This is a genomic window from Microbulbifer sp. MLAF003 (genome assembly GCF_030012965.1).
In the GTDB taxonomy this organism is placed as follows: domain Bacteria; phylum Pseudomonadota; class Gammaproteobacteria; order Pseudomonadales; family Cellvibrionaceae; genus Microbulbifer; species Microbulbifer variabilis.
On record NZ_CP120232.1, the window covers coordinates 4,474,708 to 4,498,920 of the forward strand.

Consider the following 24,213-nt stretch of genomic DNA (forward strand, 5'->3'; position numbering starts at 1 on the left):
TCAATTATCCTGTTATTTTTTCACATGCTTGGGCATCAGATACCAAAGGATTACAGCAACCAAATAAAGCGCAGGTATATCTCCCATCAGGTTTTCTCGCTCTGTAACATCAACAAGGGCCTGAATTAACATAATGGTTGCGTGCACCAGACTCGACCAAATAGTAAACCAAATTAAGCTGGCATCAGCCGCCGGGTTTTTGGCCGCGCGAATTAGAAATACTCCCAGGGTGGCATATACACCCATTATCATCTGCTCATATTCCGGTTGTCGAGGAGTCCAGCCCCATCCCGCAGGCCATATCCACATCATCATTGGAAAAATAGCCAGAATAAAAATCAAGCCAACAACAACCAGCGCAATAGACAGATACTTGGCGCGAGCATTATCATCCATAAAGCTCTCCAGCAGTTATCAGTAAAGTTAAGCTCTTTAGCTAGCCCTGCAGGTCGCCTGGAAGATGGCAGACCACTTCCAGGTTATTGCCATCGGGATCTAAAACGTAGGCCGCATAGTAGTCTGGATGATACTGCTCATAGACGTCGGGCACACCATTATCGGTGCCTCCGGCCTGGAGCGCGGCCCGGTAGAAATCACGCACCACCTCGCGCTCTTCCGCGCGAAATGCGATATGTAATTGTCCGCTGGCAGGTCCGCTACTATAGATCCAGAACTCAGGTTTATCCGCCCAGCCAAAACCGGCAGAATTATCAAACTCCATCACCAGCTCATATCCCAGAGGAGTGAGGGACTGGCGGTAAAAGTCACTGCTACGCGCAAGGTCCTGAACTGGAATTTTGATATGGTCCAACATGCATAAGCTTCCAAAGTAAAGCAGTGGCAATATCGACAACCTGCAAGATAGTCCAGCGGATTGAAGTGTGCCCTTTTTAGGGAAAATCATGTCGGCTTTTACAGCCTATGAGACTGTCTTTAAGCGAACAAAAAACTCTGTAGAGAATGCCATTGCGTATACAAATCTCAAATGACATATCTAATTTGGCCAGGAAAACTGGCCAGAAAAATTTAGTATTCACGTCATCATCTAAGGGGTGACATACCAATGATGTAATCCATAGGCCGCCACCCCAAAACCAAAGATAAGCTGGCCAACTAGTAGCACACGAAATGCAAACGTATATCGAGCGAGATCCCCCTGCGTATTGCGTCATTGGAAAAGATCCTGGCTTCCTCTGGAAAATTCTGCTCCAACGTTTTAAGAGCCGGCACAGCAAGTTTAAGTAGTTGACGGCTTCGGATATCCATTAGCCAGAATACAGTTACCAGGATTACCACAAATCCGCCCAGCAGAGCCAGGATAAGGGGATGAAAGTTTTTCTCTACCGCGGTGAAGATGCCCCCCTCGACAAACATGGTTAATACCACAAAGAAATTAAATACCTTGAGTCGCTGATCTGCGGCAAAACGGTAGTGCTCGCAAAGATACTGTCCCTGCTCCAAACGGATTCTCCTTTACTGCATTGAGCAACTGGGCTTACCCCAATCTGCTAAAAGCTTGTCGTTATGTTCAAGCCTTGTCAGCTATAAAATGGCTGTTTTTACTGCCAGTAAAAAAGCCGGGCTAAACCCGGCTTTTGCATTATGTCTCAGCGCGCTATGGCGGCTAATCAAAGCATTGATGTGGTAAGTCTCTATTAGCGATTTTCGCGATGCTCTACCAGCTCGTCAACTACTGAAGGGTCCGCGAGTGTGGAGGTATCTCCCAAGTTATCCAGCTCATTACAAGCAATCTTACGCAAAATACGACGCATAATTTTGCCCGAGCGGGTTTTTGGTAATCCAGGTGCCCACTGGATGAAATCGGGCTTGGCAATAGGACCTATTTCTTTGGAACAGAGATCTATCAGCTCCTGATGTAGCGCATCAGAGGGAAGGCACCCTGACTTCAAAGTAACAAAAGCATAAATGCCCTGCCCCTTAATATCGTGGGGATAGCCAACGACTGCCGCTTCCGCCGTATCATTGTGCAATACCAGGGCACTCTCAATTTCCGCAGTGCCCAGGCGGTGGCCGGACACATTCAATACATCATCTATGCGGCCTGTAATCCAGTAGTAGCCATCCTCATCCCTGCGCGCCCCATCGCCGGTGAAGTAATAACCGGGATACATGGAGAAATAGGTATCGATCATGCGCTGGCGATCTCCGTAAACTCCACGAATTATTGAGGGCCAGCTTCTCTTGATCACCAAAGAACCCTCACCTACACCATGAATTTCCCTGCCGTTCCCATCTAAAAGCGCCGGCTGGACACCAAAGAATGGCTTGCTAGCGGAGCCGGGTTTAAGTGCCAGAGCTCCAGGCAGAGGGGTGATCATATGGGCACCAGTTTCAGTCTGCCACCAGGTGTCCACAATTGGGCAGCGCTCATCGCCAACTACCTTGTAGTACCACTCCCAGGCCTCCGGATTAATCGGCTCACCAACGGTACCCAGCAGACGTAATGAGCTTCGATCCGTACCTGTTACAAATTTATCACCGGCTCCCATCAGCGCGCGAATTGCTGTCGGCGCCGTGTAAAAGCTATTTACTTTGTGTTTATCTACAACCTGCCAGAACCGGGATGCATCGGGGTAAGTGGGTACTCCCTCAAACATTAAACTCGTAGCGCCAGCGCACAGGGGTCCATAGACGATATAGCTGTGTCCTGTGATCCAACCAACATCAGCAGTACACCAAAAAACCTCGCCCTCTTTGTAATCGAATACATATTTGAAAGTCATAGTGGCCATCAATAGATAGCCAGCAGTGTTGTGTAAAACTCCCTTGGGCTTTCCAGTGGATCCGGAGGTATACAAAATAAAGAGGGGGTCCTCTGCGCCGATAACTTCTGGCGGACAGTCACTTTCCATTTCGACCACGGACTCGGCATACCAGATATCCCGCTTACTGTCCCAGTCCACCGCTGTGCCCGTATGTTTAACCACTATCGCCGTATGCACATTGGGGCAGTCTGCCAATGCTTTATCCACATTGGCTTTCAGGGGCACTCGCTTACCGCCGCGGACCGCTTCATCAGCAGTAATCACCAGGCGACAATCGGAATCGAGGATGCGATCTTTCAGGGATACCGGGGAGAAGCCACCAAACACGACCGAGTGCACCGCACCGATACGGGCACAGGCGAGCATAGCGTAGGCTGCCTCGGGGATCATCGGCATATAGATACAAACCCGATCCCCTTTTTTAACCCCTCGGGACTTCAGTAGGTTGGCCAGCCGGCACACATTTTCGTATAGGCTTTGGTAGCTGATTGCCTTGCTGTCCGCGGGATCATCCCCTTCCCAAAGAATCGCTGTCTGCTCGCCACGGTTGGCCAGATGTCGGTCAATACAGTTCACGGTTACGTTTAACTGACCATCAGAAAACCAGGCGGCGTGGCCTTTGTGCAGATCCTCCTCAAGAACTTGCGTAAACGGCTTGTCCCACTGCAAAAAGTCCTTGGCCTGTTGCGCCCAAAATGCCTCTGGGCTCTCCACCGATTGGCGGTACATTCTTTCGTAGTCTTCAGCGCTAATAAGCGCGTTGGCAGCAAAACTGGGGGGAACCGGGCGGGTATGCACTTCAGACATCATCCTCTCCTTTATTATTAGCGCAGCAAGGCCAGCTTAGAGAAACCTGAAATTATTAGAGCTTTATTCTTGCCACTTTATAACATAGCCACTGCGAAATAATCTCCACATCTCACAGCCCAGTGTATTGGTAGGCGATAATTCTATGCAGGCCCTGTAAGATAAAGCCACAACAAAAAAGAAGATAATGGAATAAAATTGGTTAATAAATCGCCTGTTTATTGCAGAAAATGCAGATACCGATTAAATCCAGATATCATTTTCAGCAGTTAACTCTCCACAGGCATCACCGGTATTAACAACCCCTTTGGGCTCAATCAGCAGGACTTCACATTCCTGTTCAGCCTTAGGTTTATGCTCCACACCTTTAGGCACTACTGTCATCTCACCGGGCCCCAGAGAAATGACTCTATCACGAAATTCAATCTCCATATTGCCCGAAATTACAATAAATACTTCATCGGTATCGGGATGATCATGCCAGGTAAACTCCCCTTGGATTTTCACCAGTTTTAACTGGTAATCATTCATCTGGGCAATTACCTTAGGGGACCAGTGTTCCGAGAAAAGACTCAGCTTTTCTTTAAAATTGACAACTTCAGAACTCACTTTTTGATGCGTAGTTATCATTGGTCTAAATTTATTTATGCTCAAAACTCAATTTGGTCAAGAAGAACCGATAAGTTCTCTGAGAATACCCACAGTATGCTGGCTAAATACCTGTATTCCCGATTTTTCAAGAAGCGCAGATACGACACCAACACCGACTATTTTCTTTCCTGAAAAACTGCCATCGTAAATATAACCGCTGCCGCAAGACGGGCTATTTTCAGTAAGCACTGCATAACGAATATTATGTCGACGACATAATTTGAGGGCCAGTTTAGCCCCCAACAAAAACTGGTCGGTTAAATCTTTTTTTCGCTTCCTATAACTCTGGCTGCACCCGCTAAAATGTCTGCTCCATTACCACCGCTGATCTCCGCCGGCGCTCTCGGAATAGGCAGTCCGGCCGCAACTTCCGGACACAGAGGAACTATCTCCTGGGTTTCCACAAGCCAATCAAAATCACTGTTGTAGACCTCAACATCAGTACCGTTGTAACGCACGGCACACCCCAGGAGGCAGGAACTAACTAGTATTTGGGTCATATACACCTGCGACCAAAGAAGACACAATAGGGAATCCAGTTCAATGGTCAGTGTACTTTAGATTACACGGTGAGGATAAGTTGCCTGGCAAGCAGATTGAGACAGAAAGCCTGATTAGCAAGACAGGTCAAACCGGTCCTAGCGAACTGCCCATACATAAACTCATTAGAGACAGAAATCATGCAGCGTTCAATCTTATTGTTGATAATCTGCCTGTTAACAACCCCTGTGGCTAACGCCAAGCAACTGGCAATTACATTCGATGATGCCCCTCGTAAAGCCGATGGCTACTTTGACGGACCAACCCGAGCCAAAACGTTAATTGATAGCCTGAAAGAGCATCAGATTGGCAAAGTGACCTTTTTTTCCAATACCCGGTTCCTGGACAAGGAAGGCTTGGAGCGAATGCGCCTATACGACAGAGCCGGACATATTATTGGCAATCACACTCACAGCCATCCAAACTTTCTAAATACAGAGCTACCCACCTACCAGAAGGAGTTTCTACAGGCACACCAGTTACTCCAGCAATTTGACAATTTTAAGCCTTATTTTCGCTTCCCCTACCTGCGCGAAGGGGAGACTGTCGAAAAACGGGATGGCATGCGAAACCTGTTGCAGGAACATAATTATCTCAATGCCTATATCACCTTAAATAATTACGACTGGTATATCGAAGAGCTTTTCCAAACGGCAGTGAAAGATGGGAATCCGGTTGATTTGGAGAGACTCTCCAACTTTTATGTCGACGTCCTTATGGCAAGTATTAATTACTACGATGATATGGCAATTAAATATCTCGGACGCTCACCCAAACACGTAATATTGCTGCATGAAATGGATATCACAGCACTGTTTATTGGCGATCTGGCTCAGCGACTAAGGCTGGAGGGGTGGGAAATAATTTCTTTGGAAGAGGCCTATCAGGACCCCATCGCTGATTACCAACTCGGTCAACCAATTAAATACAACCCCGGCAGAATTGGCGAAATCGCTCTAGCTAAAGGACAAAAGAAAAACCTCTGGCATTACACCCTGGATGAGTCCTACCTGGAAAAGAGGTTTAAACAGGAAGTGTTATTAATGTCTGGTCAATAAGCGGCAGAGATGCTACAGGGCACAACGCCCTGTAGCGAGAAGAATCAGGCTTCCGCTAACTGAACCGGAATAGTATTAGTGCTGCGCTCAACCTTGTTTTTCTCATCCAGGTAGACCAGCTTGGGCTTATGGCTATCAGCCTGTTCCTCGGTCATCTGCGCATAGGAAGCGATAATAATACGATCGCCCACCTGGACACGGCGAGCTGCAGCCCCATTCATAGAGATGATTCCTGAGCCGCGCTCGGCCAGGATTACATAGGTATGAAAACGCTCACCATTACTCACATTATAAATATCGATTTTCTCGAATTCGCGCAGACCGGCCAGCTCCACCAGCTCTCCATCAATTGCGCAGGAGCCGTCATACCAGAGTTCAGCCTGGGTCACCGCGGCCATATGCAGTTTGCACTTCAACATTTCGATTTGCATAGTTGGATGCCCCTTTAAAGTTCCAGGGAAACGTTGTCGATCAGGCGTGCAGCGCTGGTATACATCGCTCCCAGAATCGTAATTTGTTTGTCGTCATCTGCCGCCGGCTGTAAATCCTTGCTATAGCAGATGGAGAAATAATCTACGCGAAAACCGCTATCTTCTATACGCTTGCGCGCCTCTTCTTCAAGGGCGGCAAAGTCCCGACGCCCCGCAATGATCTCGTCTTTTGCCCAGTTCAGCGACTGGTTCAACACAGAAACCTTGGGCCTCTCATCCACCGTGATATAACCATTGCGGGAACTCATCGCCAGGCCATCCACCTCCCGGTGCACCGGGGCCGCAACAATTTCCACTGGCATGCACAGGTCTTCCACCATGCGGCGAATCACCGCCAATTGTTGGAAATCCTTGATGCCAAATACGGCCTTATCCGGCTGTACAATATTGAAAAGCTTGGCCACTACCGTCGTCACCCCTTCGAAGTGGCCGGGACGGCTGGCACCACAAAGTACATCGGTCATAGCCGGGCAAACCACACGGGTCTGCTGATCCATGCCATTGGGGTAGATTTCGTTCTCATCAGGATGAAACAGGAAATCACACCCGGCTTCGCGCAACCTGGCCATATCCCGCTCCATGGTACGCGGATACTTGTCCCAATCCTCGTTCAGGCCAAATTGCAGGCGGTTAACGAAGATAGACACCACTACCAGATCGCAATGTTGCTGGGCAATCCTGACCAGTTCTATATGGGCATCGTGAAGGTTGCCCATCGTAGGCACGAACCCAACGGTCTTGCCGTCCCTGCGGGCTTTGGCCAGCGTCTCGCGCAGGCTCGCTACGTGGTGGAAGACTTGCATCTCTCTACCGCTCACTGTGAATCAGCGCGGCATAATACTCGCTGCGACCGGGTGTCTCAACAGAGCAAAAATCGCCGCTATCTATAGGTTTCCGACGAGTGTACCGCTCAACTCCCCAGATTGGAGAAAACATTGACAATTGGATTGTCAGTCACCCCCATCAGCTGCCTTTCTTTTGACTAGGTCTGCCTACAGTTCAGGAAGTGTTCAGACCCGCCAAGGCAAACTGCCCGCCAAGATACACAAAAGACCTCAAACGACATAACAGAGCCACTCGTGCTCGGGAGTGCTGCCATGAGACACCTTGCTACCGCCATCGCTACTGCGGGCTTGCTGCTGATAGCAACCCCAGCGCTGTCCGAAGTCAACCAGGGATACCAGCGTGCAATAGACCACGACCATCATGGGCAAGGGAGAGCTCAACGTGAGCAGCGTCATTTTGAGCGCAGCCATAAAAAGCATCACGATAAGCACTACGATCGCCAGCAGGAAAAAAAGCGTCGCAGGCAGGAGCGCAAGAAAGAGCAGCGCAGACAACAGCGCAGGGAAGAACGCAAACATCGCCGCGAAATTCGCCATGCTTACAATGATGGCTACAACAAAGGCTACAAGAAAGGCCACAGAAAAGGCCATCGGCATGGGCATCGCGCGGCTCATAGGCCCCTTTACCGCCACGGTTATCGCGGTCATCGCCCCCACCACCGTCCGACGCACTATGGTTATGGCTATCGCTGGCGCCACCTGCCTCGCAACTTCGTCAGTATTAGCATCGGTGCAGCCGGCTTCTATTACAGCGAGGGTATTTTTTACCGCCCGGCATCCCACGGCTATGTGGTAACCCATGCGCCCCATGGAGCCATAGTACACAGTTTGCCAGCCTCAGCACTCACCGTGATTGTCGGCGGCTACAACTACTACGTCGCTTACGATACCTACTATCTGTGGGACGATGTACGACGCGGTTACCGTGTAGTGCCACGACCCGGCCTGCTATAGCCCAATACCACCCCCACTCCTGCGGCCCCCGGGCCGCTTTTTTATTCCCCCTACTTCCATACCCCTCAAATCCGATCAAAAATTCAGCATTGTCACAGCACGCAAATACCTCTCAAATTGACTGAGTAATCATTTGGTTTTGCCGTATCAAAAATTAGCGTTTTTTTATCTATAGTTATTGCTTTCCAGCCCTGCTGGGCCCAAGATTCGCGCCCGCCAAAGGTCAACAGAAAGGCGCCATGAAACAGCAACAAGTAAAAGATTGGACTTGCGAAGATTCGGCCGAACTCTACGGCATCCGCAACTGGGGCGCCGGCTATTTCGATCTAAATGAAAACGGTGAAATTTCAGTTCAGGTAGAGGGCCAAAACGGAGAGTCCTACAGTGTTTCCCTGATGGAGATTGCCCGCGGCGCCACCGAACGCGGCCTGGGCATGCCGCTGTTATTGCGTATCGAAAACCTGCTCGATGCTCAGATCGCCCGCATCAACGAATCCTTTGCTCGCGCTATCGACAACTGTGGCTACAGCAACGTATTCCGTGGAGTCTTCCCCATCAAAGTGAACCAGCAATGTCAGGTGATCGAGGAGATCGCCACTGCTGGCAGTCACTTTAACCACGGTCTGGAGGCCGGCAGCAAGGCGGAGCTAATTGCGGCGCTATCTATTCTGGATAACACCGAATCCCTGATTGTCTGCAACGGCTACAAGGACGAGGAATTTATTAACCTCGGCCTGCAGGCACAGCGCCTGGGTATACAGGTTTTCTTTGTAGTGGAAACCCCCTCCGAAGTAGAGACCATTATTCGTTGTGCGGAACGCGAGCAGGTACGACCCAATATCGGCGCGCGGGTGAAACTCGCCTCCAAAGTGGGGGGCTATTGGAATGCCACCAGCGGCGACCGCAGTATCTTCGGGTTGGGCAGTAACGACCTGATTGCCATGGTCGACCAATTGCGCAATCACGATATGCTAGATTGTCTCAAGCTACTGCATTACCACCTGGGCTCACAGGTACCGAATATCCGAGATATTCGCACCGGTGTGCTGGAAGCCTGCCGCTACTATGCCGACCTTGTGGAGGAAGGAGCCCCCATGGGTTACCTGGATCTGGGCGGCGGCCTGGCAGTGGACTACGACGGCACGAAAACCAACTACACACACTCCAAGAACTATTCCCTGGATGAGTACTGTGTGGATGTTGTGGAAGCCATTATGGGCACCCTCGACAGTGAGGGCGTGGCACATCCGGTGATTATTACCGAGTCCGGTCGCGCCACTGTGGCATACTCCTCAGTGTTGCTGTTCGATATCCTCGATACCACCCGTTTTGAACCGGTGGAGCTCGAACATACCAAGATCAGTGACGACGATCACCAGATGCTACTCAACCTGCAGGATGCGGTGCGCAATATCACTCCAAAAAACCTGCAGGAAAGCTACAACGATGCCCTCTATTACCGCGATGAATTGCGCTCCCTTTACCTGCATGGCCAGGTGAGCCTGCGCGAACGCGCCAATGCGGAAAACCTGTTCCTGCAGGGCGCCCAGGAAATTCGCAAACTGCTCGATGAGGCTGAGGAAATCCCAGCGGATCTACAGGCCCTACCAGAAGTTCTGTCGGATATTTACTACGCGAATATGAGCGTATTTCAATCGGTGCCGGATATCTGGGCCATCGACCAGGTGTTCCCTCTTCTGCCGGTCCACCGCTTGAACGAAGCACCGACACGTTCAGCCATCATTGCCGATATCACTTGTGACTGCGACGGCAAGATCGACCGTTTTATTGGCCGCGAAAAAGAACAGAAAACTCTGCCACTGCACGAGCTAAAAGAAGGTGAGGACTATATCCTCGGAACCTTCCTGATCGGCGCCTATCAGGAAACCCTTGGCGACCTGCACAACCTGTTTGGCGATACTAACGTAGTGAGCGTGCGAATCCAGGACGATGGCAGTATCGACTTCAGCCACGAGATTCACGGCGATAGTATTTCAGACGTACTGAGTTACGTAGAATACCAGCCCAAAGTGCTGTTCGAGCGCTTCCGTCGCCTGGCGGAGCGTGCGGTAAAACAGGGGTTGATTACCGCCGCGCAGCGCAAGCAGATCCTACAGACCTATACCGCTAGCATGAGCGGTTACACCTATTTTGAAAAATAAGGCCCTGCGCCTTTGAGAAGATAGCGGCAAGAAAAGCTGCAGATTGAGGAGACCTTTATGGCCAACGTACTGATCATCGGCGCCGGCGGCGTCGGCCAGGTTGTTGCGCACAAATGCGCCCAGGTTGCGGATGTATTTGAGAATATCACCCTGGCCAGTCGCACCAAGAGCAAGTGTGACAAGATTGCAGCCATGCTGCCGCGCAAAATCGATACTGCCGAAGTAGATGCAGACAACGTACCTGAGCTGGTCAAATTGATCGAGAAAGTGAAGCCGGACATGGTGATCAATGTGGCCCTGCCTTACCAGGATCTGCACATCATGGATGCCTGCCTGGAAACCGGCGTGCACTACCTGGACACCGCCAACTACGAGCCGCCGGAAGAGGCCAAGTTTGAATACAAATGGCAGTGGGCCTATCAGGAGAAGTTCGAGAAGGCCGGCCTGATGGCACTGCTGGGCAGCGGTTTCGATCCCGGTGTAACCAGTGTATTTACCGCCTACGCCAAGAAGCACCATTTCGATCGTATCCAAACCCTGGATATTCTCGACTGTAATGCCGGCGACCATGGCCTGCCGTTCGCTACTAATTTCAATCCGGAAATCAATATCCGCGAGATTACCGCCAACGGTCGCTACTGGGAGAACGGCCAGTGGGTTACCACCAAACCAATGGAAGAGAAACGTATCTTCAACTTCCCAGAAGGTATCGGTGACAAAGACATCTACCTGCTGTATCACGAAGAGCTTGAGTCCCTGTCCAAGCACTTCCCCGAAATCGAGCGCGCGCGCTTCTGGATGACCTTTGGGGAAAGCTACCTGAAGCACCTGGAAGTACTGCAAAACGTCGGCATGACCAGCATCGAGCCTGTGCAATTCCAGGGCCAGGAAATTGTGCCTATCCAGTTCCTCAAAGCCATGCTGCCTGATCCCGCCAGCCTGGGACCGCTGACCAAAGGCAAGACCTGCATCGGCAACATTATCCGGGGCACCAAAGACGGCAAAGAAAAGATCTACTACGTCTACAACACCTGCGACCATCAGGATTGCTACAAAGAAGTGCAGTCCCAGGCGATATCCTACACCACCGGCGTACCCGCTATGATCGGTGCCAAAATGATGATGGAGGGCAAGTGGATGAAGCCGGGTGTATGGAATATGGAGCAGTTGGACCCAGACCCCTTTATGGACGACTTGAATAAGTACGGCCTACCCTGGCAGGAAACCTGGTTGGATAAACCCTTCCAGTAATTGTGCACTTTTCCGCATACTCCTAGGGATGGGCGCCAGTGCCCATCCCGTCGCATCAGGATATAACGCCACCCATGGACCTCACTCCCCGCGTAGATTATTTCGGTCACTTTGATCCCCACCGCGTACCCTCCCCCTGTTTTGTCGTCGATGAAACTGCCTTGCGCGATAATCTGGCAGTACTCGCCGATGTACAGGAGCGCAGCGGAGCCAAGGTACTCGCCGCTCTCAAGGCCTTTTCCATGTTCAGCACAGGGCCGATCGTGGCTGAGTACCTGTCTGGCACCTGCGCCAGTGGTTTGTATGAGGCCAGGCTCGGCTTTGAAGAATACGGTGGTCGTGACCAGGGCAAAGAAGTACATGTATTCAGTGCCGGCTACAAAGATGAAGAGCTGCATGAAATACTGCAGTTTGCCCACCATGTAATCTTCAATTCCTTCTCCCAGTGGAAGCGCTATCGGGAGCTGTGCCTGGAAATGCAAAAGCAGCGCCCTGAATTGCGCTTCGGTTTGCGTATCAACCCTGAGCACTCGGAGGGCCACACCGATCTCTACGACCCCTGTGCTCCCTGCTCACGCCTGGGCATAGTGCGCTCCCTGTTCGAAGACGAATCCCTGGAAGGTATCAGCGGTCTGCACTTCCACACCTTATGCGAGCAGGATTTCAAACCACTGGAGCGCACCATCGCCGCGGTGGAGGAAAGGTTTGGCGATCTGCTTCCACAGATGGAGTGGATTAATTTCGGCGGCGGCCACCATATCACCCGCCGCGATTATCAGGTGGATGAGTTGGTTGAAGCCGTGCGCAGCTTTTCCAACAAGTACGATGTGCAGGTTTACCTTGAGCCGGGTGAGGCCATCTCACTATTTGCCGGCATTCTGGTAGCAGAAGTGGTGGATACCGCCTGGAATGGCCAGAATCTGGCCATTCTTGATGCCTCCGCAACCTGCCATATGCCGGATGTCCTGGAAATGCCATACCGCCCTGAAATTACCGGTGCTGCGCGCCCCGGTGAGCTGCCCCACACCTATCGCCTGGGTGGACAGAGCTGCCTGGCCGGAGACAGTATCGGTGAGTACAGTTTTCACGATCCACTCCGGGTCGGAGAGCGCCTGGTGTTCGAGGAAATGGCTTACTACACCATGGTGAAAACCAACACATTCAATGGTATTCCCCTACCTGCCATAGCCCTGTGGAACTCGGAAACCGACGAGCTGAAAATGATCAAAAGCTTTGACTACGACGATTTCAAGGGACGGCTCTCTTAAGCGTCTGCCGATCGAGATTAAGATGCGGTGGGTCTCACAGAGACCCGACCCACTGAGGAACGAAATTTAATGTCAGAAAAAAATTATCCCATTTTTCTCGGCTCCGAAATTGAGCAGCCGAAACCGGAAGATGCGCTCTTTCATATCATCCCTATACCCTATGAAGAAACCGTCTCTTACGGCGGTGGTACCGGTAAGGGCCCAGCCTCCATCCTCGAGGCCTCCTGGCAGCTGGAGACTTTCGATAACTTCTCCAATCCATGTGATCTGGGCATCTACACCCGCCCACCCGTATCGGTTTCCGGTCCTGCAGAGCAGGTGATGGATAATATCGCCACAGTAACCAAGGAGGTGCTGGCACTGGGAAAAATGCCGGTAGGCATCGGCGGCGAGCATTCAGTGACCTGGGGCATTATCAAAGGTCTGCTGGATGCCGGAGAAACTGACTTTGGCGTAGTGCAAATTGATGCCCACGCCGACTTGCGCGATCGCTATGAGGGCCATAAACATAGCCATGCCAGTGTTATGCGCCTGGTGGTAGAGGCCGGTGTGCCCCTGTTCCAGCTGGGAATTCGCGCCTATTGCGAAGAGGAGATGCAGGCGCGCAAGGACTACAATGTGGGGTACCTGGACGCTCACCAGCTGGTACCCAGCAACATACAGGAATTCCAGTTACCGGACAATTTCCCCAAAAAAGTCTTCTTTACTCTGGATGTAGATGGTATGGATCCATCGGTCTTCCCATCCACCGGCACTCCGGTCCCCGGCGGCCTCGGCTGGTATCAAACCCTCAACTTGTTCGAGTCTGTGGCACAGCAAAGAGAGATAATTGGCTTCGATCTGCTTGAATTCGCGCCGATCGAGGGCTTTCATGCCTACGACTTCGCCGCTGCACAGCTAATGTACAAACTGATGGGTATCATCCAGCGCAACCGCTGACCAAGGCTCCACTCCGGCGCTTTGACAATTCTTAACCAATTATCCTGTCTTTGCTGTCAGAATAAGGGTTAGTATGTCGATGTGAGTAATCACTTCGCTGGAGAGACTGTGAACAAGTTGAATTTAGTTCTTGGCGCCAGTGCCTTCATTGCGCTGGCGGCTTTTGCATTTAGCCCCTCTGCAGATGCACGCGGCTATGAGCGCGGGGGCGATCACCACCATCACCGAGGTGGTGGCTACTATCGCGGCCCCCGTGTTTCCGTTGGGTTTATCGCTCCCATATTGCCCAGGGGCCATGTTCGCGTTGCCGTAGGCGGGCACCCTTATTACTACCACGGTGGACACTTCTATCGCCATGGCCCAAGGGGTTATGTCGTCGTTAATGCGCCTCTGGGTGCTTCAGTTGTAACACTGCCAAGTAGAGCCGTGCAGGTTCAAGTGGGGGGGCGACCTACTACCGATATGCTGATGCCTATTACCAGTGGGTTCCTGCCAGCCGTACTTATGTGGTGGTAGCACCACCGGCTCCCGTCGCTGTAGTACCGGTTCCAGCGCCAGTAGTAGCCGTCCCAACAGTGGCTCCGGCTCCCGCTCCGGCCACAGTTCCCGCCACCCCAAATCCAGGCCCCGACGGTTTTCAGCCTGGCCAGGTAGTGGAAACTCTACCTACAGGTTATGCAGCTGAGATCATCAATGGCATTCAGTACTACCGCTATGGCGGTAACTATTTTATGCCTACCCAGCGCGATGGTCGCGAAGTCTACGTAGTGGTCAAGCTGTAAGCGCTGTTTCGCTTTCCAGCCCGTGAAAGCGGGCAAACTGCCCCAGAGCCCGGTGGTAACTCGCCTCGAGAGACCCGCCGGGCTTTTCTTTCCAGTGCTGACTCTCTACCCGCAACAACCCCGCGTCCCGGTCAGCCTTCAGATCAACGAGCCCCACAAATCTGTCTCCGTATAAAATCGGCAGGCAGAAATAGCCGTAACGACGCTTAGCCGCCGGTACATAGCACTCCAGCTGGTATTCAAAACCAAACAGGCGGCGCAAGCGCTTGCGCTGCAATATCAAAGGGTCAAAAGGCGATAAAAGCCGCACCTTGCGCGATGGTCGCCCCAGGCTCTGCTCCAACTGTTCGGTCAGTACCAGCTCTTTACCATGGGGGGTCAGCTCTCCAGTCGCCAACATGCTATCTGCTGCCAGCTGAATAAGAGGTTTATCTTCCCGGCGCAGGTAGGCAATTTCCTCGATGCGGCCAATACCTTGGCAGCCAAGAAAAGTGCGCACCAGATGGCTGCCATATTCCAGCTTCGAAGCGGCTTGGGTCAGTGTATTTGCCGGCAGTATCCGCTCCGAAAGATCGAAGACTTTTTGAAAGCCCTCACGGTGGCTGACCATCAATTCACCTTCGTGAAACAGCTGCTCAAGGGCTTTCTTTTCATCGGACCACTCCCACCACCCGCTTTTGGTGCGCACAAAATCACTGGCCCGCAAAGCGCCTTCATCACGCACTCGATCCAGCACATAGCGACATAACTTGGCGTTTTTCTCAAACCAGTGGCGCTGGCCCGCGCGAATACGATCCATACGCACCCGCGCATAGGGGTAGTGGGCCATTGGCAGATAGGCGGCGGCGTGGGACCAGTATTCGAAAATTTCGCGACGCTGCTCCGCTTCAGCCAGGTGTGATTCGCGGTAACGGGGCAAGCGAATGTAAAGCTGGTGATGGTGGGCCCTGGTAATTCGCTGGATAGCATCAAGCTGTAAAGCGCCCAGGTGTTGCAATAGCCGTGAAAGTCCCTCATTCCAGGGGCTGTGGATAAACTGTTTCTGCAGCACCAAGGCGCGAATCTTTTGCTCGGATAACAATATATGACCCCCTTGGATCCCGATGCTCGGCAGCCCCAAACTTAGCGGAAGGGATTACTCGCCCTGGTAGTATTCCGCCGCCAAGTTATCGAAGCGAGTATATTTACCGACAAAGGCCGCGCGGCAGGTACCAATCTCACCGTTACGCTGCTTGCCGATAATCAGCTCAGCCATGCCTTTGTCCGGGCTGTCCTCGTTGTAGTACTCGTCTCGGTAGATAAACAGGATTACGTCTGCGTCCTGCTCAATCGCCCCAGATTCCCGTAGGTCTGAGTTCATCGGTCGCTTGTTGGGGCGCTGTTCCACCCCCCGATTGAGCTGCGACAGAGCAATCACGGGGCATTCATATTCCTTTGCCAATGCCTTTAGAGAGCGGGAAATCTCAGAGATCTCCTGGGTACGCCCCTCGGTAGTGCCCTTCACCTGCATCAGCTGCAGGTAGTCCACCATAATCATGGCGGGCATACTCTTGGCCTCTGCATCCTCACGGCTCAGCTTGGGATTCTCACGCATTAATTTATTGATGTGATCGCGCACGGTGCGCTTGGTGCGCGCGCGTACCTCACTGGGACTGAGCGCCGGGGTATCGTCAATATACAGCGCCTTGCCCTTCATCTTCTGCACAGCGCTGGAGAGCTTGGGCCAATCCTCTTCCTGCAGCTTGCCGTTCCTGATTCTCCCTTGGTCGATACGGCCAATGGAGGACAACATCCGCATCACCAGGCTATCCGAGGGCATCTCCATACTGAAAATCAGCGTCGGGCGCTCCTGCAGTAACATGGCGCTCTCAATAAAATTCAACGCCAACGCGGTCTTGCCCATGGAAGGACGCGCCGCGAGAATAACCAGTTCTCCCGGTTGCCAGCCGGAGGTGCGCTGGTCCAGTTCGGTGAGACCTGTGCTGAGGCCGGTGATATCGCCCTCGGTCTTGAATAGCTCGTCGATACGCTCGACAGTCTTCTTCAGCAGGGTATCCACACCGACGAAGCCGCCCTCTTTGGCACGCCCCTCGGCAATTTCCGCTACCCGGCGCTCGGCCATCTGCAACAGATCGGCAGAGGCGAGGCCACCGGGGTTAAAACTGGTGCGGCTGATCTCACCGGCAGCGGCGATCAGCTGGCGCAGCATGGAGCGCTCTCGCACTATCTTGGCGTAGGCGACGATGTTTGCTGCGGAGGGAGTATTCTCGGCCAATTCCGCCAGGTAGACAGGGCCACCTACTTCACCGAGCAGATCGCGGCTGGTGAGGCCTTCAGCGAGAGTGACGATATCCAGGGGCTGCTCGCCATCACTCAGCTCGCGCATGACCGCAAAAATCTTGCGGTGGCTGGCACTGAAAAAGTCCTCTTCACTCAGCTGTTCGGCAACGGCATCGATACGGCCCGGGTCCAGCATCAGACCACCCAGCACTGACTGTTCCGCCTCTACCGAATGCGGTAGCGGTGAACTCTCCTCACTGTGGATCTCTTCTTCAGGATTGGCGTATTCGTCGATCATTGGACTTTACTGTATTCCAGAAACAAAACAGGCGCTGACCCGACAGGGAGCAGCGCCCGATTGTAGCGCGGCCGGCGCTCAAGGCACCAACCACTCGTCAGCAAAACCTTACTCGGCTTCGATAACGACTTTAACTGCAGCAATTACGTCAGAGTGCAGCTGTACGTCTACATCGTACTCACCCACTTCGCGCAGAGCGCCTTCCGGCAGCTTCACTTCAGCTTTAGCTACTTCAACGCCACCAGCGGTGATCGCTTCAGCGATATCGCGGGTGCCGATAGAACCGAACAGCTTACCTTCGTCGCCAGCGTTAGCTGCGATGGTAACAACCAGGTCGGCCAGTTTGGTAGCACGGCTCTCAGCTTCAGCCAGCTTAGCGGCAGCAGCGGCTTCCAGTTCAGCGCGCTTAGCTTCGAACTCAGCAACGTTAGCTGCAGTAGCCGGAATTGCTTTACCAGTCGGCAGCAGGAAATTGCGGCCAAAACCGGCTTTAACATCAACGCGGTCACCCACGTTGCCCAGTTTGCCTACTTTATCGAGCAGAATAACTTCCATCTCGGTTTCCTCAATTTCTGTATTGTGCGGTGCGCGCCTACTTTGAGGAGCGTCCGCGAATATCTATCCAGCTATCTACCAGGGCCAATCCACACAGGAATCCAGCCAGGGGCAGCCCACCAATCACCAGCATCACATACATCGCTACCAGGGGAGCTATCCCCCAATTGCGGCTAGCGACCAGCCAGTGAATCAGCGCGATGCCCGCCACCTCTAACGGGAAGGCAATAACTGCTCCCCAGAAGGCATAGCCCGGTGTTACCAGGCAGAGCACCCACAACAGCATACTTACTGCCGCCAACCATAGCGGCAAGCGCAGCTGGTGAAACTCCTGGCGGAAACCACCGGGGTTGTACAACAGCGCCTGCCAGTAGCGCCCCAGTACCAGGGCCAGCGTGGCACTAATTACCAGCACCCAGCTCCAGTAACCGGCGAATTGTAAATCGCCTGGAAATACCTTCTTCAGCTCATCGAGCGGAACAGTGTTTGGTTGTTCCGCAGCTGTCTCCAGTACCTGAAGGAATCCCTGCAGGAGACCACCGCTGAAGTAGGAGGTGAGCAATATGCCCACAGCCGAGATTGCCGTTAATGCGAGCAGTGCGGCAACCCAAGAGCGGCTGCTGCGCAGCACCGTAGCACCGCAAAATACTGCTGCAAAAGAGCTGGCGGAAACACCAGTCACCAGGGGAGGCACATGGCCACTCATACCTGCAACGACAACCGGTAACAGCGCCCAGGCCAAAACCATCAGGCCGTCACTGCCACCTCGACGTAAACTCACCAGAGCGAGGATCGCCGGGCTTATCACGGGAATCCCCACCATAGTGAGGATTACCGCCCTGACGCGTCCGCGCATAATAAATTCAGCTACGGCGCGCATAGTTAGATAGCTTCTCTATTAATGAGTCTAAGCAAACTGCGGCTTAGGCTTCGTGGCTGTCCGTGTACGGCAGCAAGGCCAGGTAGCGAGCGCGCTTGACCGCAGTGGCCAGCTGGCGCTGATACTTGGCTTTGGTACCGGTAATACGGCTAGGAACAATCTTGCCAGTCTCAGAGATGTAGGCTTTCAGGGTATCGAGATCTTTGTAGTCGATACGCTTAACACCTTCAGCGGTGAAACGGCAGAACTTGCGACGACGGAAAAAACGTGCCATCTGATAATCCCCTTACTCTTCGCTTTCAGCGTTATCGGAAGAAGCTTCTGCAGCGTCAGAAGAAGGCTTTTCTTCTTCAGCGCGCTCGCGACGCTCGGTGCGCTCTGCACGGGCAGCCTTGCGCTCACGGCTCTCTTTTTCCGCTTTCATGATCGGGCTCTCTTCAGTGATCGCCTCGTCTTCACGAATTACCAGATTACGGATAACCGCATCGTTGTAACGGAAGTTGGTGGTCAGTTCCTCCAGAGCCTCTTCGGTGCACTCAACATTCATCAGAATGTAGTGGGCTTTGTGGATCTTGTTGATCGGGTAAGCCAGACGGCGACGGCCCCAGTCTTCCATGCGGTGAACTTCACCACCAGTGTCCTTGATGGCAGCGGTATAGCGCTCCACCATGCCAGGTACCTGTTCGCTCTGGTCCGGGTGAACCAGGAATACAATTTCGTAATGACGCATTTTAGCTCCTTACGGGTTAATCAGCCTTCCGGACAGTCCGGTAAGGCAAGGAGTACAACAAGCACGGGAATACCGAGCCCATTGCGGGCGGCGTATTCTAGGCAGTTGCGGATTTGGTTGCAAGTTGATCAATTACTTTAGGGCAGTGCCTTCGCCAACCCGGTTGCAAGTTGATCAATTACTTTAGGGCAGTGCCTTCGCCAACCCGGTTGCAAGTTGATCAATTACTTTAGAGCGGTACTTTGGCCAGCCCGATAAGCGGTTGATCAACTCCCTGAGCCCACAGCCTTTTGTGGAACTTGCAACTGAAGCACCATTTGCATCGATTAAGCTACTGAAGTGCGCGGTCTGGTCATGGGTTTGCACTGATGAACTGGCATATAGTGCCTCCCATTGAAGGGAGAAGTACCATGCCCCAAGAAACCCATAACCTCACTTTTGGCGCCTTCCAGGTTCCAATCACCACTGCCCACAATGGCGAAGGCCCCCTCGCCCTAGTAATTCCCGCCATGGGCGTCCCGGCTGACCGCTACCGGCTATTGCTGGAGGAATTACAACGGCTCGGTTATAGCACCGCAATCACTGAGTTGCCGGGTACCGGTGAAAGCTTGCCACGTCCTAACCGACATGCAGACTATGGCTACAACGATCTGGTGTTTTCCTTTATCCCACAGTTGTTGGCATTGCTGGAGAAGTCATTCCCCGGTGGTCCCGCCCTGATCCTGGGCCACAGCATCGGCGGCCAGACCAGCACCTTAGCTGCACGAGCCGGCCTCACAGGTAATGCCAGGGTGGTAACCATCGCCTCAGGTCATGTCGACCATCGTAGTTGGCACGGGCTAAGACGCTACGCTTTATTAGCCTTTGCGGCGATTGCCAGCATCACCTCCAGTTTGCTTGGCTACTTCCCTGGCGCACGAATGGGGTTTGGCTGGCGCGAGGCCAGGAGGTTGATGAAAGACTGGGCAAGCTCCATATTCAGCGGCCGCTTCGCTCCAGAAAAGTCGTTTGGTGATCGCCAACAAGCCAAACATCCTACCTTGCATATCGCATTGGCTGGGGACCCCTTTGCCCCCATGCCGGCTGCACGCAAGCTAGCTGCGATTGTCGGTGGCGAAACCCAGGAAATGTCCGCAACCTACCCTAAGGGAAACCCACACCTCTCCTGGATCAAAAATCCACGCCCAATAATTGCAGTAGTGGATAGCTGGCTGGCTCGGCAACCTGCGACTTCCCCTAATTAAAAGGCAACCCTGCCTGGAGCCATTCGATACTGATTCCAGGCAGGAACTGTTCAGACACTTTTCTAATTACCTGCCTTGAATCCTAAGCGACTCCCTTCCCTGCCAGTTTCTCCTGTCCATGTCCGTTTCTGGCCAGCACCTCTCAAGCTGCCAAGGTATTTTCCCCTCTACCGCCAAACAGGCAAAAAATGATTACCAGAGGATAAACAATGGAAACTACCGACTCAGAACAGTTCAATGCTTTGCACCAAAGCTGCCAGCCTCTCATTTTGCCCAATATTTGGGATGCTGCCAGTGCACAGCTTTGCCAGGCAGCAGGCGCCCGCGCAATTGCCACCAGCAGTGCCGCCCTCGCCTGGTCACTGGGGTACGCCGATGGCGGCAAACTGCCACTAGCGGAGCATCTGGGAGCCATCAAACGTATTCTGCGTGTTTCCCGTGTACCAGTATCCATAGATCTTGAGGACGGCTATAGCGACAACCCCACACAAGTTGCCGAGCTAGTCAGGACCTTAAGCAAACTCGGTGTAGCTGGAATCAATATTGAGGATGGCAACAAAAATCCGCAACTACTGTGTGAAAAAATTACAGCCATTAGATCTGTCCTGAAGAAACGACCATTTTTTATTAATGCGCGCACCGATATTTATCTGAATGAGGAAGATAACAACGAAGATTCACTCGTAGAAGTAACTCAAAGACTTACACGATATCAAACTGCAGGAGCCAACGGCGGATTTATTCCGGGCCTAACCTCTTTGGAGGATGCCCATTACCTCACAAAAAATATCTCTATGCCCCTTAATTTAATGTTGTTGCCGGGAATGGAAACACCCCTGCAATATTGGAAGGCTGGTATTCACAGACTCAGTAGTGGACCAGAACTATTCCTGTCTAGTTATAACCTTTTTTATCAGCTCTCAGGCAATCTAGTAAAGAGTTACTCACCAATAGGAATGTTTGATCATCATCTGGACTATAACCATTTGAATGATGAGGCGATGAAATTATAAAGGCTATCAAATTCGTTCTGAGTACGGATAGCTCTTGAGAAAACCAGCTGCCGACCATTTAATCAACAAGAGTCAGTAGCTGGCGTATCCAATTAAAATATTAAAAGAATTAGGCATTATTACTTTTACTCAGAAGGTATAACCAATCCCGAGACTGAATTCACTCTTATCATAGGTATATACGTCTCGATTTTCTTCATTATCGATATGTTGGTATTTCCCACTTACACTGAAATTGGGAGTAATCCTGTACTTTGCTCCCATCCAGGAGCGGACCCGGTCTGACTCGCGCTGGTAGGAGTCAACATTACCTTGACTATCCGTAATGCGGTTTTTCTCACCGTAGAGGCTGCGACGATATTCGATTCCGGTGGATAAATGCCATTTTGGAGAAATTTTCCAGTCTAGGCTTCCCCCAGCGCGTGACGTGCAGGGGAGTAACTATAATAATCGCCCCCGATTTTTTCCTGCCCTTCACGGTCATTATCATCGTAACGGTAGAACAATCTTGTCTCAGTAAAAAATACAGGCCGCTGCCAACTAAGTTCAGCGCGCTGGCGCCACCCATCCAGATAAGCATACTCCTCACCCCCTGAGTAATAGCCCGGACTAAATGTGAAACTTACAAGCGAGCGCCCCCAGGCTTTTGCCATCTTTGCCAGCAGTAATGCCTGCCGGCTGACTGGCTCTCCACCTAAGGTAACCATCTCAGCAGCCAGTCCCAGCTCAGTATTCCAACCCAACCATTGACGATCACGGGAAAGAGCCGTACGAACGCTGGCAAGGTCCAAGTTCTCATACTCCTCATATTTTCGTCCAAATCCGTATCCGTGTACCCGCCAGCCATTATTTTTAGTGCCGCTCAGTCGATATTGGCCCCAGGCAAAAAGCTCCGCAAAATTGTCTGCGCCTATCGTTGAATCCGACAAGATTTCATTGTGCAGCGCAAAGGCATTGTCATCGCGGCCAGCGCTTAGACTCATCGTTGCCAGCCAGGGCAACTCCTTTTCGCCACGATTATCTCCAGCTAAATAATTCAAGCGATGAGCAGCCATATTTCGTAACTTTTCCGTAGCAGCGCCCTCTCGTACAATGCGATAGTGCTTCGCCGCTATCAAGCTACGTTTATCACGCTCTGCAGCAAGCGCCAAATTGTAACGTGCCAAATCTCGCCACTTGGCATCATTCAACAAACCATGAAAATAAATTGTGGCCGCGGAATAGCGTTTGAGCTTCATCAGGGTAACACCGATGTTATACCTGAGCTTTGCGGAATTGTTACCAGACTCCACCTCAACTTCAAAGTATTTCAGTGCTTTTTTATATTTCCCCTGTTTGAATGCTTCAGTACCTGTATTGAAAGATTCTCCAGCCGTTACCGCCAATGGAAAAAGTATCAGCTGTGCCAAAAGCACAATTCCACCCAAAGTATTCCGCACCACCATTTACCTCTATAAGTCCTTTTATTGGCCATCCATGCATTCAATCAGCTATGTATCGGAATCCTCTGGCAAGTTCTCTCGAGCCTGCTCAAAAAGAGCATTGAGATCCACTGTAATTTGCTCACGTATATCCGCAGGCAGGCTATCGAGAATGTCCTGCATCATTTGTTCAATGACTCCCTGTATCTCCGCACCAGAGAGTGCGCTTTTTACCGCCTCCTCAATACCCTCACGGGCTGTTTCAGCTGCGCGTAGGGCCTCCTCTCTTGCAGCCTCTGCCGAGAGGCGTGCATTGGCAATTAATTCCTGATGACGAACCATAGCTTCATTAACTATTTCCTCAAGTTCTTCACTTTCCCGGCCGCCCTCTTCCCGCGCTGCTGCAACAGCGGCCATTACAGCAGCCATGGTTTCCTCGGCAATTTCCTGCAGATTTGGAGGCAACTCGATATTGTTCATCACATCGAGAGCATCCTCAGTTTCCTCGACTACTGTCAGCGTGAGATCCAGATCTGATGGCATGTCCTGCCCCATTACCGACCCCGCATGTAGCACTGCTGCTGTGATACCTACCGCTAATAATCCCTTTTTCCACATTGCCCGTTACCTCCGGCTTTCAGATCAGATCCAATAAATTAGTCATCATACTTTCGAAACTTAAAGCTTGGTTAGGTTTTGACGCAGCAATTTGCTGGACCCGCGATATTTAACCTCAACCAAAATTTCTCCCGCCGCTTTTTCATTCAATATTTTCACTGGTAGTGAAAGACGATTCCTGCCGGCAAAAATATCGGTTTCCCACTGCAAGACTCTTCTGTGCTCATAGCCATCGAATGAAACATTATCTGGTAGCACGATACGGATTATTGCTCCAAGCATTTGCTGTTTACTGTGCAGAACAAAATGCACGGAACGAACTTCCGACAACCTGCTTGGCACTGGCTCCTGGGCTGTGTAATTGGCGACAGGAGACTTGATGCCTGGCAGAAGTACAAACACTGTACTCATGGTGAGAAAAATCAGTGCCACTAATCCAAGGCGCACCAGAGAATCACCAACAATTTTCAGCCCAGATATCTCCGCGCGAAATTCAGGACTTCGTTGCTGTAACGCTCTGCGCAATAACCGTATTTCAAAGCCATTATCTGGCTCATCAAGTGGCAATGCACGTAACTGTCGCCGCAATTCATCATCACTTAACAGATTTACAAATTCTCTTTCCGGCATTGGCTTGTCC

Annotated in this window: 26 protein-coding genes and 1 pseudogene; 9 read left to right on the plus strand and 18 right to left on the minus strand. The window is 51.9% G+C overall.

Features of this window, described 5'->3' with window-relative positions:
* Positions 1-12 precede the first annotated feature (12 nt).
* The 7 genes from P3339_RS21420 to P3339_RS21450 form a co-directional block, all read right to left on the minus strand.
* Complete coding sequence (locus P3339_RS21420) at positions 13-396, minus strand: DUF6632 domain-containing protein (RefSeq protein WP_282951836.1); 384 nt, start codon at positions 394-396, stop codon at positions 13-15.
* Positions 397-436: 40 nt separating this feature from the next.
* Positions 437-814 (minus strand): VOC family protein, encoded by a 378-nt coding sequence (locus P3339_RS21425; RefSeq protein ID WP_020411608.1) that lies wholly within the window; start codon positions 812-814, stop codon positions 437-439.
* Positions 815-1,113: 299 nt separating this feature from the next.
* Positions 1,114-1,461, minus strand: a complete 348-nt coding sequence (locus P3339_RS21430) for a hypothetical protein (RefSeq protein ID WP_282951837.1) — start codon at positions 1,459-1,461, stop codon at positions 1,114-1,116.
* A 194-nt stretch (positions 1,462-1,655) separates the two neighbouring features.
* Positions 1,656-3,593, minus strand: a complete 1,938-nt coding sequence (gene acs, locus P3339_RS21435; RefSeq protein WP_282953634.1) for an acetate--CoA ligase — start codon at positions 3,591-3,593, stop codon at positions 1,656-1,658.
* A 243-nt stretch (positions 3,594-3,836) separates the two neighbouring features.
* Positions 3,837-4,202 carry a cupin domain-containing protein gene (locus tag P3339_RS21440; RefSeq protein ID WP_282951838.1) on the minus strand — a complete coding sequence of 122 codons (366 nt, stop codon included), beginning with the start codon at positions 4,200-4,202 and terminating at the stop codon, positions 3,837-3,839.
* A gap of 57 nt (positions 4,203-4,259) precedes the next feature.
* Positions 4,260-4,487 (minus strand): 2-thiouracil desulfurase family protein, encoded by a 228-nt coding sequence (locus P3339_RS21445; RefSeq protein ID WP_282951839.1) that lies wholly within the window; start codon positions 4,485-4,487, stop codon positions 4,260-4,262.
* A gap of 14 nt (positions 4,488-4,501) precedes the next feature.
* Positions 4,502-4,744 carry a 2-thiouracil desulfurase family protein gene (locus P3339_RS21450; RefSeq protein WP_282951840.1) on the minus strand — a complete coding sequence of 81 codons (243 nt, stop codon included), beginning with the start codon at positions 4,742-4,744 and terminating at the stop codon, positions 4,502-4,504.
* 180 nt (positions 4,745-4,924) lie between these two features.
* On the opposite strand from P3339_RS21450, the gene P3339_RS21455 reads away from it, so the two are divergent.
* Positions 4,925-5,842 carry a polysaccharide deacetylase family protein gene (locus P3339_RS21455; RefSeq protein WP_020411613.1) on the plus strand — a complete coding sequence of 306 codons (918 nt, stop codon included), beginning with the start codon at positions 4,925-4,927 and terminating at the stop codon, positions 5,840-5,842.
* Positions 5,843-5,886: 44 nt separating this feature from the next.
* Here P3339_RS21455 and panD read toward each other — a convergent pair whose 3' ends face one another.
* Complete coding sequence (panD, locus tag P3339_RS21460) at positions 5,887-6,273, minus strand: aspartate 1-decarboxylase (RefSeq protein ID WP_020411614.1); 387 nt, start codon at positions 6,271-6,273, stop codon at positions 5,887-5,889.
* A 14-nt stretch (positions 6,274-6,287) separates the two neighbouring features.
* Positions 6,288-7,136 carry a pantoate--beta-alanine ligase gene (gene panC / locus P3339_RS21465; protein WP_020411615.1) on the minus strand — a complete coding sequence of 283 codons (849 nt, stop codon included), beginning with the start codon at positions 7,134-7,136 and terminating at the stop codon, positions 6,288-6,290.
* A 294-nt stretch (positions 7,137-7,430) separates the two neighbouring features.
* Between panC and P3339_RS21470 the strand changes: the two genes are divergently transcribed.
* The 6 genes and pseudogenes from P3339_RS21470 to P3339_RS23675 all read left to right on the plus strand — a co-directional run bounded on the left by P3339_RS21470 (position 7,431) and on the right by P3339_RS23675 (position 14,534).
* Positions 7,431-8,132: a DUF6515 family protein gene (locus P3339_RS21470; protein ID WP_020411616.1), complete on the plus strand. Its 702-nt coding sequence runs from the start codon at positions 7,431-7,433 to the stop codon at positions 8,130-8,132.
* 239 nt (positions 8,133-8,371) lie between these two features.
* On the plus strand, positions 8,372-10,294 hold the full coding sequence (gene speA / locus P3339_RS21475; RefSeq protein ID WP_020411617.1) for a biosynthetic arginine decarboxylase: 1,923 nt from the start codon (positions 8,372-8,374) through the stop codon (positions 10,292-10,294).
* Positions 10,295-10,351: 57 nt separating this feature from the next.
* On the plus strand, positions 10,352-11,545 hold the full coding sequence (locus tag P3339_RS21480; protein WP_020411618.1) for a saccharopine dehydrogenase family protein: 1,194 nt from the start codon (positions 10,352-10,354) through the stop codon (positions 11,543-11,545).
* 74 nt (positions 11,546-11,619) lie between these two features.
* A complete protein-coding gene (nspC, locus tag P3339_RS21485) occupies positions 11,620-12,813 on the plus strand; it encodes a carboxynorspermidine decarboxylase (protein ID WP_282953635.1) in 1,194 nt (397 codons plus the stop codon).
* A 69-nt stretch (positions 12,814-12,882) separates the two neighbouring features.
* Entirely contained in the window at positions 12,883-13,752 is an 870-nt protein-coding gene (gene speB, locus P3339_RS21490; RefSeq protein ID WP_282951841.1) for an agmatinase, read from the plus strand.
* A 108-nt stretch (positions 13,753-13,860) separates the two neighbouring features.
* Positions 13,861-14,534, plus strand: a pseudogene (locus P3339_RS23675) (DUF6515 family protein).
* Here the strand turns inward: P3339_RS23675 and P3339_RS21505 are convergent.
* The 6 genes from P3339_RS21505 to rpsF all read right to left on the minus strand — a co-directional run bounded on the left by P3339_RS21505 (position 14,524) and on the right by rpsF (position 19,277).
* Positions 14,524-15,615, minus strand: coding sequence for a winged helix-turn-helix domain-containing protein (locus P3339_RS21505; protein WP_282951844.1), 1,092 nt, complete (start codon positions 15,613-15,615; stop codon positions 14,524-14,526). The pseudogene P3339_RS23675 and the gene P3339_RS21505 sit on opposite strands and share 11 nt — an antisense overlap.
* A gap of 54 nt (positions 15,616-15,669) precedes the next feature.
* Positions 15,670-17,112 (minus strand): replicative DNA helicase, encoded by a 1,443-nt coding sequence (dnaB, locus tag P3339_RS21510; RefSeq protein ID WP_020411623.1) that lies wholly within the window; start codon positions 17,110-17,112, stop codon positions 15,670-15,672.
* A gap of 108 nt (positions 17,113-17,220) precedes the next feature.
* Positions 17,221-17,667 (minus strand): 50S ribosomal protein L9, encoded by a 447-nt coding sequence (gene rplI / locus P3339_RS21515; RefSeq protein WP_020411624.1) that lies wholly within the window; start codon positions 17,665-17,667, stop codon positions 17,221-17,223.
* 37 nt (positions 17,668-17,704) lie between these two features.
* A complete protein-coding gene (locus P3339_RS21520) occupies positions 17,705-18,523 on the minus strand; it encodes a hypothetical protein (RefSeq protein WP_282951845.1) in 819 nt (272 codons plus the stop codon).
* 67 nt (positions 18,524-18,590) lie between these two features.
* On the minus strand, positions 18,591-18,821 hold the full coding sequence (rpsR, locus tag P3339_RS21525) for a 30S ribosomal protein S18 (protein ID WP_020411626.1): 231 nt from the start codon (positions 18,819-18,821) through the stop codon (positions 18,591-18,593).
* Positions 18,822-18,833: 12 nt separating this feature from the next.
* Positions 18,834-19,277, minus strand: coding sequence for a 30S ribosomal protein S6 (gene rpsF / locus P3339_RS21530; RefSeq protein ID WP_020411627.1), 444 nt, complete (start codon positions 19,275-19,277; stop codon positions 18,834-18,836).
* 410 nt (positions 19,278-19,687) lie between these two features.
* Here rpsF and P3339_RS21535 point away from each other — a divergent pair, with 410 nt between their 5' ends.
* Together P3339_RS21535 and P3339_RS21540 are read left to right on the plus strand one after the other, a co-directional pair.
* On the plus strand, positions 19,688-20,521 hold the full coding sequence (locus P3339_RS21535) for an alpha/beta fold hydrolase (protein ID WP_282951846.1): 834 nt from the start codon (positions 19,688-19,690) through the stop codon (positions 20,519-20,521).
* A 209-nt stretch (positions 20,522-20,730) separates the two neighbouring features.
* Entirely contained in the window at positions 20,731-21,534 is an 804-nt protein-coding gene (locus P3339_RS21540) for an isocitrate lyase/PEP mutase family protein (protein ID WP_282951847.1), read from the plus strand.
* Positions 21,535-21,938: 404 nt separating this feature from the next.
* Here the strand turns inward: P3339_RS21540 and P3339_RS21545 are convergent, their stop codons facing one another.
* Genes P3339_RS21545 through P3339_RS21555 form a run of 3 tightly spaced genes read right to left on the minus strand, consistent with a single transcriptional unit; the run spans position 21,939 to position 24,203 of the window.
* The gene (locus tag P3339_RS21545) at positions 21,939-22,973 is read right to left on the minus strand and encodes a tetratricopeptide repeat protein (RefSeq protein WP_282951848.1); all 1,035 of its coding nucleotides are present in this window, start codon (positions 22,971-22,973) and stop codon (positions 21,939-21,941) included.
* Between the two features lie 51 nt (positions 22,974-23,024).
* Entirely contained in the window at positions 23,025-23,573 is a 549-nt protein-coding gene (locus tag P3339_RS21550) for a hypothetical protein (protein ID WP_282951849.1), read from the minus strand.
* 60 nt (positions 23,574-23,633) lie between these two features.
* Entirely contained in the window at positions 23,634-24,203 is a 570-nt protein-coding gene (locus P3339_RS21555) for a hypothetical protein (RefSeq protein WP_282951850.1), read from the minus strand.
* Positions 24,204-24,213: the final 10 nt, after the last annotated feature.